This window comes from Xenorhabdus sp. PB61.4 (assembly GCF_963894935.1).
GTDB lineage: Bacteria > Pseudomonadota > Gammaproteobacteria > Enterobacterales > Enterobacteriaceae > Xenorhabdus > Xenorhabdus stockiae.
The window spans coordinates 1-14,547 of the sequence record NZ_CAWQJR010000010.1; the positions used below are offsets into that span (position 1 = coordinate 1).

Below are 14,547 nucleotides of genomic sequence, written 5' to 3' on the forward strand. Positions count from 1 at the left end.
TTATAAAACCTCAATATTGAGGTTTGTTTTTATTAAAAAACAAACTAACAATAAGGTAAAATAAATAATGAAAAATATCATCGCACATATATTAATGCTGATGGAGGCGCTATGTTCGGACTAGACGCTTTTCATCTTGCCAGGATCCAATTCGCTTTCACTGTATCATTTCATATTATCTTTCCGGCTTTAACCATTGGCCTGGCCAGTTTTCTTGCAATCCTAGAAGGTTTATGGCTAAAAACAAAAGAGGAAAGTTATTTGAAGCTATACCACTTCTGGATAAAAATTTTTGCCGTTAACTTTGGAATGGGGGTTGTTTCTGGTTTGGTCATGGCCTATCAGTTCGGCACAAACTGGAGTGGGTTCTCACAATTTGCCGGCAGCATTACAGGCCCGTTATTGACTTATGAAGTGCTTACTGCCTTCTTTCTTGAGGCTGGCTTCCTCGGCATTATGTTATTTGGCTGGAATAAGGTCGGTAGAAAACTGCACTTTTTTGCCACTTGCATGGTGGCAGTAGGAACTATTATTTCTACCTTCTGGATCCTCTCTTCAAACAGCTGGATGCAAACACCTCAGGGATATCACATCGAAAATGGTATTGTTATTCCTGATAACTGGTTACAGATAATATTTAATCCTTCATTTCCTTATCGCCTATTACACATGTCTGTCGGTGCGTTCCTTGCCAGTGCCCTGTTTATCGCGGCGTGTGCGGTCTGGCTACTGCTTCGTGGAAAAGACACCGCCCCTGTACGTAAAATGCTTTCTATGGCGTTATGGCTAATTTTAATTATTGCTCCCATTCAGGCGGTTATCGGTGATGCTCATGGACTGAATACCCTTGAACATCAGCCAGCAAAAATTGCGGCTATTGAAGGACATTGGAGTAATACATCAGGTGAAGCAACTCCACTGATCTTATTTGGTATACCAGATATGAATGAAGAGAAAACCAAATATGCACTGGAAGTTCCTTACTTGGGTAGCCTTATCCTGACCCACAGTCTGGAAAAACAAATTCCCGCTCTTAAGTCTTTCCCTCCCGAAGACAGGCCTAACGCGACCATTATTTTCTGGTCATTCCGAATCATGGCAGGTCTCGGTATGCTAATGATTTTATTAGGGGTCGCAGGTGTTTTACTGCGGAGAAAACAGAAAATATACCGCTCCCGTGCTTTTTTACGTTTTGTTCTTCTGATGGGGCCTTCTGGCTTAATCGCTATTCTCGCAGGTTGGTTTACGACTGAAATTGGCCGACAACCGTGGGTGGTCTATGGGTTACAGCGTACAAAAGATGCTGTTTCAGCGCACGGCGATATGCAAATGAGCTTAAGTTTATTGCTCTTTATTCTGGTCTATTTTTCTGTTTTCGGCATTGGGTACTTTTATATGATGCGTCTGGTGAAACAGGGGCCTGAAGAAATAGCATCTCCAAGTCATTCTGAAATGCAGCAACCGATTAGTGGAGAAAAACAGAATGGGTATTGATCTTTCTATTATCTGGTTTGTCATCATTATCTTCGCCACACTGATGTACATTGTTGCTGATGGCTTTGATTTGGGTATCGGGATCATATTGCCTTTTACCAAAGATCCTACCGAACGGAATGTGATGGTTAATACTGTCGCCCCTGTATGGGATGGGAATGAAACGTGGCTGGTATTGGGTGGTGCTGCGCTATATGGCGCTTTTCCACTGGCTTATTCCGTTATTATAGATGCATTAACCATTCCGCTGACACTGATGCTAGTCGGGCTTATTTTCCGCGGAGTTGCTTTTGAATTCCGCTTCAAAGCACTGCCTGAACACCGCGCTTTCTGGGATCGCGCTTTTATCGGTGGTTCACTGTTAGCGACATTTTGCCAGGGGATTACTGTTGGTGCGGTGATTAATGGCTTTGAGATAACAGGCCGTCATTTTAGTGGTTCAGCACTCTCATGGCTTGCGCCATTTCCGCTATTTTGTGGTTTTGGGTTGATTATTGCTTATGCTTTATTAGGCAGCTCATGGTTAATAATGAAAACTGAATACCGGTTGCATCGTAAGATGTGCTCGTTGACTGTTTATTTAGCCCTCGCTTTATTGGCTGTCATTGCTGTCATTAGTATCTGGACACCTTTGGCACATGCAGATATTGCTTTGCGCTGGTTCAGTTTACCTAATCTCTACTTCTTGCTGCCGGTTCCATTATTAGTTTTAGCCAGCACATGGTGCCTTGTTCGTAGTGCCTATAACTATGGTAACTACGCGCCATTTTTCCTGACCTTGTTATTGATATTTTTAGGCTTCTCCGGTTTAGGTATCAGCCTGTGGCCTAATATTATTCCACCGTCTGTTTCTATCTGGGATGCCGCTTCTCCACCACAAAGCCAAGGGTTTATGTTAGTGGGTGGGTTATTAATTATTCCTGTAGTCTTAGGTTACACAAGTTGGAGTTATTATGTCTTTCGAGGAAAAGTTAAATCAGGTGAAAGCTATCACTAATCTTCATTTACCTCTGATAGAAAATCGGAATGACTCCCGTTGGTATAAGAAACTGGGGTGGATGATAACTATCTGGTTAGCAAGTGTCTTAAGTCTGGGGATTGTCGCCACACTGTTTAAATTATTAATGTACAGTGCCGGGATGAGAACACATTAGTAAGATAGGCCGCTCATTATGCGGCCTATTTTTGAGTGAGCACAGAACACGTTCAAACAATTCCCTTTCCACTGTCCCGCAGATATCATTGCCCAATGTGTTCGTTGGTATTTCGATGCGCTGAGCCTACGTAATTGATGTGACACTTCCTCAGTGTTAGAAAGAAGGGAAGAAGGCCATCATGACACAATGCGGGCTGCGGCTGGAGTACTAGGTCTGGCTTCTTCTTTTACCGCAATCGATTCCTTCTGGTATACTCCGTAAATATTTTGTTCTCATGTTTTCTTATGTGTCCGTCTTCGTGCGACTAACTGTATATCACTCGGTGTATCAATATTGGTGATTTATCACATAATTAAAGATGGGTTTATTGTTTTAAAACAAATAGGTATGTGAAATTGAAACATATTGTAGAAGTGATGATCTCCGAGCAGGAGGTTAAACAACGTATTGCTGAATTAGGGCAACAGATTACAGAACATTATCGCAATAGCGATCGTGAGCTGGTATTGGTTGGCCTGCTGAGAGGATCGTTTATTTTCATGGCAGATTTGTGCCGTGAAATTCAGGTTTCTCATGAAGTGGATTTTATGACCGCATCCAGCTACGGCAATGGAATGGATTCTACCCGCGATGTGAAGATCCTGAAGGATCTGGATGAAGATATTCGTGGTAAAGATGTGTTAATCGTTGAAGATATTATCGACTCCGGGAATACACTGAATAAAATCCGTGAGATTCTGTCTCTTCGTGAACCAAATTCTCTGGCAATTTGTACGTTACTGAACAAACCATCCCGCCGCGAAGTTGATGTGCCTGTTGAGTGGATCGGTTACTCAATTGAAGACAAATTCGTGGTGGGTTATGGCATTGATTATGCTCAGCGCTATCGTCATCTGCCTTATATCGGCCATGTTACTCTGCTGGAAGAGTAAATTTTTGCAATAATGCAAACAGGTACCGGTGTAGTAAATAAATGGCAGCCTTTTTGCTGCCATTTATTTTTACGGGAACTTGTTATTTTTTACGAGCCAGCTTAGAGATAGCCTGACGGTAATTAAGCTCCAGTTTTTCACGGCTGTCTGCGGTAATATCCAAATCATGCAGTTCGCCATCTTTCAAACCATATACCCAGCCATGTATCATGACCTTTTGTCCACGTTTCCACGCGGATTGCATAATGGTTGAATGACCAAGGTTATAAACCTGTTCAATCACATTCAGCTCACACAGGCGATTCAGTCGATCATTAGGTGGCAATTCACCAAGCATTGAGCTGTGTTTGTACCACAAATCACGAATATGGAGCAGCCAGTTATTGATTAAACCTAATTCAGTTCCGTTTACTGCTGCTTCAATACCACCGCATCCGTAATGACCACAGATGATTATATGTTCAACCTGTAAAACATCGACAGCATACTGCACAACAGATAAACAATTTAAATCGGTGTGTATAACTAGATTTGCAACATTCCGGTGAACGAAAAGATCACCCGGTGCAGCATCAATCAGTTTTTCAGCAGGCACACGGCTATCAGAACAGCCTATCCATAGAAAGTGTGGCTTTTGTGCTTTTGATAATTCCTTGAAGAAATGAGGATTTTCTTCATTTACAGACTCTGACCACTGCTTGTTCCGGGCAAACAGCTCTTCAATTTTTCTCATCATGACTAATAGCCTGGCAACATTTTTGAGATAGAATCATATACAACATTAATTGAGAATTTAATATTTAATTGAGTAATGTTTTTGAGTTGATCCCTATCATTGAAAAGAAGTGCAGGGAAAAGAATGGCATAATCTGTCCTTGCACTCAAAAAATAGCAGAAAAATAAAGGTGTTGTTTACTTATGGCTTATGCATTGGAATTGACGCAGCTTACGAAGACCTATAACGGTGGAGTAAAAGCGCTGCGTGGGATTGATCTGCGAGTGGAAACCGGCGATTTTTACGCGCTGTTGGGACCAAATGGTGCCGGGAAATCAACGACTATCGGCATTATTAGTTCGCTGGTCAATAAAAGCAGCGGTAAGGTTAATGTATTCGGTTACGATATTGATACGGATTTAGTCAATGCTAAACGGCAACTGGGGTTAGTCCCGCAGGAATTTAATTTTAACCCATTTGAAACTGTGATTCAGATTGTGCTGAATCAGGCGGGATACTACGGCGTACCACGCAATGTGGCACAAAACAGGGCGGAAACCTACCTGTCACAACTCGATCTCTGGGGCAAACGTAATGAACGGGCAAATCGTCTGTCAGGGGGAATGAAACGCCGCCTGATGATCGCCCGCGCTTTGATGCATCAGCCAAAGTTATTAATTCTGGATGAACCGACTGCGGGTGTTGATATCGAACTGCGCCGCTCTATGTGGGACTTTCTGAAGTCTCTTAATGAGCAAGGAACCACGATTATTCTGACAACTCACTATCTGGAAGAAGCAGAAATGCTTTGCCGTAATATTGGCATTATTCAGCATGGTGAACTGGTGGAAAATACCAGCATGAAAGATCTACTCAGCCAACTGGAGGTAGAAACATTTTTACTCGATTTAGCGCCTGAAGGAAGCATGCCTACGCTTGAAGGCTATAGCTATCGCTTGGTTGACACAGCTACGCTAGAAGTGGATGTGAAACGAGGGCAGGGACTAAATGATGTTTTCTCCCAATTAAGTACGCAGGGTATTCAGATTAACAGTATGCGCAACAAGGCGAATCGTTTGGAAGAACTATTTGTTGGGTTGACAAATAATAGCCAAGGAGCTCGCTCATGATCCAACTTTATTGGGTGGCATTGAAAACCATCTGGATTAAGGAAATTACTCGCTTTGGTCGAATTTGGGTGCAAACCCTATTGCCTCCTGTGATTACCATGTCTCTCTATTTTGTTATTTTCGGTAACTTAGTCGGTTCCCGTATTGGTGAAATGGGGGGATTCACATATATGCAGTTTATTGTTCCCGGGCTGATTATGATGTCTGTGATCACTAACTCATATGCAAATGTTTCCTCTTCTTTCTTTAGTGGTAAATTCCAGCGCAGTATTGAGGAAATTTTGGTTGCTCCTGTACCGACTCATGTGATTATTGCCGGATTTGTCGGTGGTGGTGTAGCCCGTGGTGTGTGTGTCGGTATTTTGGTGACGCTGGTTTCCCTGTTTTTCGTGCCATTAGAGATTCACTCATGGGGAATGGTGGTAATAACTCTGTTAGCAACATCAATCTTATTTGCATTGGCTGGATTACTGAATGCCATTTTTGCGAAAACATTTGATGATATTAGTATCATTCCAACGTTTATTCTGACTCCGCTGACCTATTTGGGCGGTGTCTTTTATTCTCTGACGCTGTTGCCGGAATTTTGGCAGATGGTCTCGAAGCTAAACCCAATCGTATATATGATCAGTGGGTTCCGTTATGGTTTCCTCGGTATTGCGGATGTCTCTCTGGCTATGACACTGGGTATGCTGGGCGTATTTATACTTGGGTTTTACCTACTGGCTTGGTATTTAATTGAATCCGGCAGAGGGCTGAGAACTTAAACTAGATTACACAAATATGCTGTCTTGCTGTGTTTCACAACAAGGCAGCATAGTAAATATAAACCGATTATCTACTTACTGCCTGCTTAATATGAATCAGTCTCTGATAGCTACAATTGATTCAATTTCTATCTGCAAATCCTGATGAATTAGATTTGATATTTCTACCAGAGAACACGCTGGTAAACTTCCTTCACAGAAGTTAAATAATAAAGGACGGATAAGAGGGAGCTGGTTGATATCCTTGACGAAGATCGTAAATTTAATGAGATCAGATTTGTGACATTTTTCTTGTTCAAGAATGGATGATATTTGCTGGAGAATAGTCAGAGTCTGTGCTTCAACACCATGCTGTTGTGACTCTGTACCCAGTGCGGTCAGCCCTGAAATATACAGCAAGCCTTGATGTTTTACCGCATGTACATAAGGGCCTTTCACTTGTGGGAGGCTGGAATAGTTTATTCGAGTAACCATGAGAGACTCCTTATATAATATTAGCAGTGTAGAGTATTTGAATGTATACACTTCGTCTTTCAAGTTGTCTCTCTCTTGCTGCCGCGATGCATCTTGAAATCCATTGTGTATAGTTAAATCGTATCGGTAGTAAAAACCTGAATAACTTCTGTTAAGTCGAGTGATAGATAATACTTGGTATGGTCATATTCAAAATGTTTTTTTAACGCATCCGGGCTGGTGAATTTTTCCCACATGATAAATGTGTTTGGGTTTTCGTTTGATTGGTGAATGAAGAATATTTCACATTCCGGTTCTGACAGTGTTTTTTCTTGTAAGACTTTTAACTCTCTGATAACGACATTAAGATCTGTATTTTCTTTAGCTCTAATTTCTGCTGTAACAAAATAACCATTTTTATACATGCATGACATCCTTATTTGGGGAAGAATACTGGTATACCTAAGTTGAATCGTTATTTCAAATGATTTTTATATTTTAATAATATACCTTAGTTACTTTTTTAATTGGATAATATATTCTTTAATTTCTCAATTGCAGCTAATGGATTATCTAAGTTGATAAAATAAGATGACTGCCATTTTTGGGTTTGAATTGCCTGTTTAGAATTGGGGAAATCCCAGAAAGGGTATACTCGAATAGCTCTTTTCCCCTCTTTCGTTGCAGAAGAAAATACACCTTTCCTGAACAGAACATCTGAATCAAATAGAAAAATACCTTTTTTATCCTCTGTGAAAGTGGCTATCAGGCAAAAATCAATATTATCTATGGCGTCTAATGGCATTATTTCTGCATTAGGAGAAGGCCTTTTCCATAATGTAACAAATTGACCTATTTTACGTGGCGTGATTTTAGCCTGACGAAAAAGGATTAATTTTCCATTCAGTATGAATCGCATTGCTTCATAATCATGGCTTTCATTTTCTTTGCTGGGTGGGGTATTCAGGCGGAAACCAGCAGGGAGCAATAATTGTCTGTATACTTCCTGAAAGCTATCTGGGACATTATTTTTATCGAAATCAGATGATGACAATATAGTATTCCTTTATTGGTTTTGAGGTTATACACTTCGTCTTTCAAGTTGCCTCTTTGTTGGCTGCGCTCGCTCACCCCAGTCACATAGTCATCTATGCTCCCGGGGATGCGTTCCCTTGCCGCCGCGATGCATCTTGAAATCCATTGTGTATAGCTGAATATATCTCAAAAAAGAATCGCTCCCAGTCTTTCGATCAGGGAGCGATATCTATACCCTTCGTCTTTCAAGCTGCCTCTTTGTTGGCTGCGCTCGCTCACCCCAGTCACCGTTTTTATAAATATACGGTTATCTATGCTCCTGGGGGTTTACTCCCTTGCCGCCGCGATGCAACTCGAAATCCATTGGGTATATCGGATGTATAGGTTGGAATTGAAATCAGTTCAGATACAGCGTTAGCGCCAGACCCGGTTTCATATCTTTGAGCTTGATGCCCTTATTCCAGTTCATCAGATCATTAAGATTTACACCATGCCGTTTAGCAATGCTGGTAAAAGAATCCCCTTTGCGAACCTGATATTTAATCGGTTCACTGATATTCACCTTCAGAACCTGCCCGATTTTGAGCCTGTCAGCAGTCTTCAGACCGTTCAATTTCTGTAGTTGATAGTGAGATGTCTTAAATCGCTTTGCAATAGCAGATAAGGTATCACCTGAACGAACGGTGTAATGACTTTGTTGATGTAACTGACGAAGATTTTTCGCAACGGCCAGACTAATCTCTTTCAACACACTCTTATCTGCCAGTGAGTGTTTAAGCTGACCAGCATTCTCCTTTGGCAACATAATGTAATGCGGCCCATGAGGAGAGGTCATGCCCTGTTTATAGCCGGGGTTATAAGCTTTCATGGAGGTCAGGGAAAGCCCGGACAACTCAGCAGCCTGTGATAGCGTGATTTGCTGCCCTACCTCAACTTTGGCAAGTGCCTGCTGAATATTGGGTTTCGGTAATGTAAAGCCATATTTTTCGTTTTGACGAATGACATTACTGAGTGCCAGTATCTTAGGAACGTAATGCATCGTTTCACGTGGCAACTCCAATGACCAAAAATCTGTTGGTTTCCCCTTAGACTGATTTTCTCTGATTGCCCGTGCAACGCGGCCTTCACCACTGTTATAAGCCGCTATAGTGAGTAACCAATCCCCGTTAAAACGGACATTCAAACGCTCAAGCATATTCAGGGCAGCAGTTGTGGATGCCGCAACATCACGACGCGCATCGTACCATTTATCCTGCGTCAGACCATAATGCCGGCCTGTGCTGGGAATAATCTGCCATAAGCCAACCGCGTTGGCGTAAGATGTCGCATGAGGATTAAAAGCACTCTCCACTATGGGAAGCAAGGCCACTTCCATAGGTATATTTCGCTGATCAATTTGCTCAACGATCCAATACATATATGGTTCCGAGCGTAACGCCACATTTTGGAGATAACTCTTGTGTTTCAGGTAATAATTCTGCTGTTCACGCACCCTGTTATTATCAGGAATTTCCATCTTCAACTCATCACGGATATGTCCCCACAAATCTTGTTGAGCTGTCGGACTCTCCTTCCAGTTTGCAGTTTCCTCTGGTACTGCAATACCGTTTGTTTTCTGATTCGTCGAAGACATCTTCTGTGTATGCTGCTGGGAAGGGGACTTTGGTTGTAGCCCCGACTGACACCCGGCAAGCAAGACAGATGCGAATAGGATCGCTTTTGTCTTCATATTCTGCTTTGATGTTTGCCTAAAAGGTGAGCAATCATACTGACCTATTAAGCAGAAGACAACCCGAAAAAGTCAAAATCGATCTTTATAAGCCCTTAATTGCTGAAAAACAGAAGAAAGTGGTATTGAATTAGGTTTAATACCGATATTTTTTTGTAAATCAATATCGTGACAATTTAGAAAAACGTTAATTTTTTTCTCTATTTTCAATGTGGTAGGAACTGTTGCCTGATCTTTTCCACGTAACTCGATAATTTTCTTATGATAATCGCTAATAGCCTGATTTTCAGGTAATACAGCCAGCGCAAATTTCATATTCGCGGCAGTATATTCATGGGCGCAACAGATCAACGTTTCATCAGGCAGCGAGGCAATTTTCTCAAGGGAAGAAAACATCTGCTCAGCGGTACCTTCGAAGAGCCTGCCACAACCCGCCGAAAACAAGGTATCTCCACAAAATAGATAAGGAGCCTGATAGAAAGCAATATGTCCAAGGGTATGGCCCGGTAGAGCAATAACCTGAAAAGAAAAATTACCTGTCACAATAAGATCATTTTCATGAACAACGTGAGTTGCCCCTTTACTTTGGGTCTCTTCCGGGCCATATACAGGTAATGTTGGATATTGCTTAAGTAGCCCGGCAACACCGCCAACGTGATCGTGATGATGGTGTGTCAACAGGATAGCAATGGGAATAAGTTGGTTAGCTGCTAAAGTATCCATAACAGGTTGTGATTCAGCGGGATCGATAATGACACAATGCTTGTTCTCGTCACAAAGTAACCAAATGTAGTTATCTGAAAGGGCTGGGAGCCTGATAAGCTTCATGATATGCCTCGTTTAGCAATCGATTTTATTCTTAATGGGTTTCAAGATGCGTCGTGGAGGTAAGTGAGCGCCACCAACAAAGAGGCAACTTGAAAGACGGAGAGTATAGTAGGTTGGAAGGAAGATGACATGCAATCAGCACGTGCAATCAAACAAATAACCCTGCCTGCTTCCTGGGCTGAATTACCATGGGGTGAGTATTACCGTGTCGCTTTGGAACAGCAATTGGAACCGTGGTGGCCGAAAATTTTTGGTTTTCATTTAGTGAAAATCGGTAATTTAAGTGTAGAAATTGACAGCCGCTCGTGCCTAATCAGCCATCAGGTTAATGTGGGACTGAAAGGTGAAAGCATGAATGTGATTGCCGATCCTCATTATCTCCCTTTTGAGGCTAAGTCTGTTGATGCCTGTTTACTGGCGCATATGCTGACTTATAGTGTTGATCCTCACTGGCTGCTTAGAGAAGTGGATAGGATCATGATTGATGATGGCTGGCTCATTATCTCTGGCTTTAACCCGATCAGTCTGTTGGGTTTGAGAAAGACGATTTCAGTTGTATGCCGCAGGCAGTGTTATCGAACCCAGATGTTTTCCAGACTGCGCCAGTTGGATTGGCTTCGCCTGCTGAATTATGAAGTCCTTCATCATGCTAACTTCCATATTTTACCGTGGAAGAGTATCAATAATGCGCATGAACCTTCGTCATCAATATTTGGCTGCCTGAATGTGATTATTGCCCGCAAGCGGACAATACCTCTGACTCTCAATCCCATGCGGGCAAGATTGTTGAAACCGAAATTCAGTAATGCACTGGGCGTCGTGAAAAATTCTCATCAGCGCGATTAGCTTTTGAAAGACGAAGTGCGTGGCTTTATTCAATATAGCCACTGTCGGTTTGGGTCGGGGCGTTAGCCGCTGCACGGGCAAGTTCATCACACAATTCGTTTTCACGATGACCGGTATGCCCCTTGACCCAATGCCATTCGATTTCGTGGGGAGAAATGGCTTTATCCAGCCGTTGCCACAGATCAACATTGATCACCGGGGATTTATCAGCTTTTTTCCAGCCCCGTTTTTTCCAGTTATGTATCCACTGGGTAATTCCCTGACGAACATATTGGCTGTCAGTGGTAAGAGTGATTGAGCATGGCTCTTTAAGGGCTTCCAGCGCAGCAATAGCAGCCATCAGCTCCATCCGGTTATTGGTTGTACGGAAATAACCTTTATTTAAGGTTTTTTCCTTTTGTTTATAACGAAGTAAAACACCATATCCGCCGGGACCCGGATTACCGAGGCAGGAACCATCGGTGAAAATTTCTACCTGTTTATTCATATTTGGTAGACTCTTCCTATATCATCTTTATTCAAAACTCTAAGTCTGACACAAAAAAACACTATGAGCACTGCAATTACCCGTCAAATCGTCCTTGATACTGAAACAACCGGTATGAATAAACTGGGAGTTCACTACGAGGGGCATAACATCATTGAAGTCGGCGCGGTGGAAGTGATTAACCGTCGTCTGACAGGGCGTCATTTTCACCTTTATATCAAGCCGGATCGTCTGGTTGACCCGGAAGCCTTTGAAGTACATGGCATTAGCGATGAATTTTTGCAGGATAAACCCGTATTTGCTGATATAGCCGATGAATTTATTGAATTTATCCGTGGCGCTGAGTTGATCATCCATAACGCAACGTTTGATATCGGTTTTATGGATTATGAATTCAACAAACTGAATCGAGGGATTCCGCCAACTGCTGAATTTTGTACAATTACCGATAGCCTGATGATGGCAAGGAAGCTTTTCCCCGGTAAGCGTAATAACCTTGATGCGCTGTGTGATCGTTACCATATTGATAACGCCAAACGAACTCTCCACGGAGCATTACTCGATGCCGAGATTTTGGCTGATGTCTATCTGGCAATGACTGGTGGTCAGACATCGCTGGCTTTTTCGATGGAAGGGGAAGCATCCAACAATGCACAGGTTGCGGAAATTCAAAAAATTACCCGCCCACAGGCAGGGCTGAAAGTAATTTACGCCTCTGATGAGGAATTGCTTCAGCATGAGTCCCGTTTAGATTTAGTGGAGAAGAAAGGGGGAAGTTGCCTGTGGAGGACGAAACCTGAACAATTACACTGACGGGAACAGTGCTAAATGACAATAAATTTACCGTTAAGGTGAAAAACTACCCAAGCGCGCTATTTTATTACAAAAATCGATTGACGTATTGAGCCGGGGCTCGTATTATCCACTCCGTTCTCAACCAGAACACCATAGCGGTGCGGTAGTTCAGTTGGTTAGAATACCGGCCTGTCACGCCGGGGGTCGCGGGTTCGAGTCCCGTCCGCACCGCCAGAATTTATAAGCCCTGAGTTTTAAACTCGGGGCTTTTTCATTTTTCTAATAGCCAAAAAATCTCAAATCATTTTATAGAAATAGGTTGTTCCTGAGAATTCACCTTTATCATTAATGACATAATTCGGAATTTGTCCGACTTCAACAAAGCCACATTTTCGATAAAGGACAGAAGCGGGATCATTTGTGCGGGTATCCAGTATCAATAAACTACGTTGATGCCGCTTTGCCACACGTTCCAGTTCTTCCATTAACATATTGCCAATTCCACGCCGGCGATAGGCTGTGTGTACCATTAGTTTTTCTATATCAGCTCGATGTTTCCCATTATTTTTTCTGCAAAGGCTAAGTTGTACCGAGCCAGCGATTTTGTCACCTTCTATTGCCACTAATAGCAAGCGATGACCAGATACAACATCTGTTTCGACATCTTGCCAATATTGCGCCGCCTCATTCACTCCCAATGGTGAAATAAATCCGATAGATGCACCATTTTCGACACAGTTATGCAGTAATTTAATGAGTTCATCGCATTTAGTATTGATGGAGTTTAATAACTTGATATTTAATTTTGATATAGGAATGAATGTTAAATTAGAGTTTGGCATTTTAATAAAAATTAGTTTAAGAGTGAAAAGTATAATTTTTTATTATGGTGAAATCCTTCAATGATTCTACTTTTTGACAGTATTTTATTCAATATTTGTATCGTGGCTATTTACAATTTAAATATACAACTATTTGTAAATAGCCACGTTTAAAAATTACTTCTAGTTAAGTGTTTAGTTTGGAATCTAATCGTGAACAACCTGATCCTCTTGGCTATATGTAAAAGTAGCCTCTTTCGTATAATCGGAAGGCAATTCTATTTTTATAATTGGTATTATTTTTCCTGTATCTTTATAGAAGTCTTTTTGATCATACTGGGCACCTTTTAATCCTTCTGAAAGATAAAAAAAGGCTTCAATAGGTAATTCATAAGGAATATGTTGAGGCCAAGTTGCTAAAATAAATTCATTATTTGTCTTGAATGAAAGTTGCAAGCGAGCTTGAACTCCTTGTATGAATGCATCTGCCGGATTTCTTCCTGGCTTCATGCGAACGTCAAAGCCACACTGGTATGTTTTATCACTAAGACCACGATGATAATGTTCTATCCATTGTTTTGCTGTAGTAATTCCTTGCAATTGACAAGGTTTACTTTGTGGGGAATCGCGAAATTGTCCACAGCCTTTTCCAGTTCTATCAAAAGAGTCAGCATCTGTGGGGAAATAGCAAAGAACTTCAGGTTTAGTCTTACCAAAAAGTTTGAGGTATGGAGAAAAAATAAAACCATTTTGATAATCTGCATCTAATGTAAAAAGCTTAGAATCTGTTCTTAAATAAGAGAATGAAACTCCTCCTGATTGTCTTGAGTGAGGGCTTGGATCCCATGCGCGATATTGATCTGAATGTTTTGTTCCTCTTAATATTATACCAGAGCATAAAAATGCCGGTAGGTCTTTACTTCCACAATCCTTTCTAGTGTCATTATATCTTTGGGTTAATTTTTCCGCTATATCTTGATCTGATTTATATTGTTCTGAACTAATTTCAGCAAAAGATATTTGTAATCCTAATAAAAACGATACAATGAAAATTATTATCTTATTCATGGATTTTCCTCAATTAAATTTTAATGTTTTAGAAGAGGTGGAGGTTATAAGTTCACTTTTTTATTTTGTTGTTTCAAATATCTTTTTTTTATCGGTTGATAATTTATTTTTATTGGTTTTTTTATAAATTCAGAGAGTTGTAAAAAGGAGGGGTGGTTAGAATATAATTATATGAAAGCATATAAACTAGAGAGTTAAATTTCATTGTTTTTTCTTTTTGGTTTATTAGTCTTGAAATAGATAATTTAATATTGATTTAACTTTAAATAAAAACAATGTCTGAAATTAGA

17 protein-coding genes and 1 tRNA gene are annotated in these 14,547 nt (G+C 41.1%); 9 read left to right on the top strand and 9 right to left on the bottom strand.

What is annotated here, in order from left to right; genetic code table 11:
* Positions 1–111: 111 nt before the first annotated feature.
* From AACX68_RS01235 to hpt, 4 genes are all read left to right on the top strand, one after another.
* Positions 112–1,494 (top strand): cytochrome ubiquinol oxidase subunit I, encoded by a 1,383-nt coding sequence (locus AACX68_RS01235; protein WP_228860366.1) that lies wholly within the window; start codon positions 112–114, stop codon positions 1,492–1,494.
* Complete coding sequence (gene cydB, locus AACX68_RS01240) at positions 1,484–2,491, top strand: cytochrome d ubiquinol oxidase subunit II (RefSeq protein ID WP_228860367.1); 1,008 nt, start codon at positions 1,484–1,486, stop codon at positions 2,489–2,491. Before AACX68_RS01235 ends, cydB begins: the two co-directional genes overlap by 11 nt.
* Positions 2,492–2,504: 13 nt before the next feature.
* A complete protein-coding gene (locus AACX68_RS01245) occupies positions 2,505–2,648 on the top strand; it encodes a DUF2474 domain-containing protein (protein WP_228860380.1) in 144 nt (47 codons plus the stop codon).
* A 398-nt stretch (positions 2,649–3,046) separates the two neighbouring features.
* Entirely contained in the window at positions 3,047–3,583 is a 537-nt protein-coding gene (hpt, locus tag AACX68_RS01250; RefSeq protein WP_099110457.1) for a hypoxanthine phosphoribosyltransferase, read from the top strand.
* 82 nt (positions 3,584–3,665) lie between these two features.
* On the opposite strand, the gene can is transcribed toward hpt, so the two are convergent.
* Positions 3,666–4,319 (bottom strand): carbonate dehydratase, encoded by a 654-nt coding sequence (gene can, locus AACX68_RS01255; RefSeq protein ID WP_099110459.1) that lies wholly within the window; start codon positions 4,317–4,319, stop codon positions 3,666–3,668.
* A 182-nt stretch (positions 4,320–4,501) separates the two neighbouring features.
* On the opposite strand from can, the gene AACX68_RS01260 reads away from it, so the two are divergent.
* Positions 4,502–5,428, top strand: coding sequence for an ABC transporter ATP-binding protein (locus AACX68_RS01260; RefSeq protein ID WP_228860368.1), 927 nt, complete (start codon positions 4,502–4,504; stop codon positions 5,426–5,428).
* The gene (locus AACX68_RS01265) at positions 5,425–6,195 is read left to right on the top strand and encodes an ABC transporter permease (protein WP_228860369.1); all 771 of its coding nucleotides are present in this window, start codon (positions 5,425–5,427) and stop codon (positions 6,193–6,195) included. The genes AACX68_RS01260 and AACX68_RS01265 overlap by 4 nt, the downstream gene beginning before the upstream one ends.
* A gap of 96 nt (positions 6,196–6,291) precedes the next feature.
* Here the strand turns inward: AACX68_RS01265 and AACX68_RS01270 are convergent, their stop codons facing one another.
* The 5 genes from AACX68_RS01270 to gloB all read right to left on the bottom strand — a co-directional run bounded on the left by AACX68_RS01270 (position 6,292) and on the right by gloB (position 10,240).
* Positions 6,292–6,669: a RidA family protein gene (locus AACX68_RS01270; protein ID WP_228860370.1), complete on the bottom strand. Its 378-nt coding sequence runs from the start codon at positions 6,667–6,669 to the stop codon at positions 6,292–6,294.
* 113 nt (positions 6,670–6,782) lie between these two features.
* Positions 6,783–7,073: a putative quinol monooxygenase gene (locus tag AACX68_RS01275; protein ID WP_228860371.1), complete on the bottom strand. Its 291-nt coding sequence runs from the start codon at positions 7,071–7,073 to the stop codon at positions 6,783–6,785.
* Between the two features lie 98 nt (positions 7,074–7,171).
* Positions 7,172–7,702, bottom strand: coding sequence for a MepB family protein (locus tag AACX68_RS01280; protein ID WP_228860372.1), 531 nt, complete (start codon positions 7,700–7,702; stop codon positions 7,172–7,174).
* A gap of 378 nt (positions 7,703–8,080) precedes the next feature.
* Positions 8,081–9,412, bottom strand: coding sequence for a murein transglycosylase D (gene mltD, locus AACX68_RS01285; RefSeq protein ID WP_228860373.1), 1,332 nt, complete (start codon positions 9,410–9,412; stop codon positions 8,081–8,083).
* A gap of 72 nt (positions 9,413–9,484) precedes the next feature.
* Positions 9,485–10,240 carry a hydroxyacylglutathione hydrolase gene (gloB, locus tag AACX68_RS01290; RefSeq protein ID WP_228860374.1) on the bottom strand — a complete coding sequence of 252 codons (756 nt, stop codon included), beginning with the start codon at positions 10,238–10,240 and terminating at the stop codon, positions 9,485–9,487.
* A gap of 129 nt (positions 10,241–10,369) precedes the next feature.
* On the opposite strand from gloB, the gene AACX68_RS01295 reads away from it, so the two are divergent.
* Positions 10,370–11,086, top strand: a complete 717-nt coding sequence (locus AACX68_RS01295; protein ID WP_228860375.1) for a methyltransferase domain-containing protein — start codon at positions 10,370–10,372, stop codon at positions 11,084–11,086.
* Between the two features lie 25 nt (positions 11,087–11,111).
* On the opposite strand, the gene rnhA is transcribed toward AACX68_RS01295, so the two are convergent.
* Positions 11,112–11,573, bottom strand: a complete 462-nt coding sequence (gene rnhA / locus AACX68_RS01300; protein ID WP_228860376.1) for a ribonuclease HI — start codon at positions 11,571–11,573, stop codon at positions 11,112–11,114.
* 63 nt (positions 11,574–11,636) lie between these two features.
* Here rnhA and dnaQ point away from each other — a divergent pair, with 63 nt between their 5' ends.
* Together dnaQ and AACX68_RS01310 are read left to right on the top strand one after the other, a co-directional pair.
* Complete coding sequence (gene dnaQ, locus AACX68_RS01305; RefSeq protein WP_228860377.1) at positions 11,637–12,386, top strand: DNA polymerase III subunit epsilon; 750 nt, start codon at positions 11,637–11,639, stop codon at positions 12,384–12,386.
* A gap of 139 nt (positions 12,387–12,525) precedes the next feature.
* Positions 12,526–12,602 (top strand) — tRNA-Asp (locus tag AACX68_RS01310).
* A 62-nt stretch (positions 12,603–12,664) separates the two neighbouring features.
* Here AACX68_RS01310 and AACX68_RS01315 read toward each other — a convergent pair.
* Complete coding sequence (locus tag AACX68_RS01315; RefSeq protein WP_228860378.1) at positions 12,665–13,210, bottom strand: GNAT family N-acetyltransferase; 546 nt, start codon at positions 13,208–13,210, stop codon at positions 12,665–12,667.
* A gap of 186 nt (positions 13,211–13,396) precedes the next feature.
* Complete coding sequence (locus tag AACX68_RS01320) at positions 13,397–14,257, bottom strand: N-acyl homoserine lactonase (RefSeq protein ID WP_228860379.1); 861 nt, start codon at positions 14,255–14,257, stop codon at positions 13,397–13,399.
* Positions 14,258–14,547: the final 290 nt, after the last annotated feature.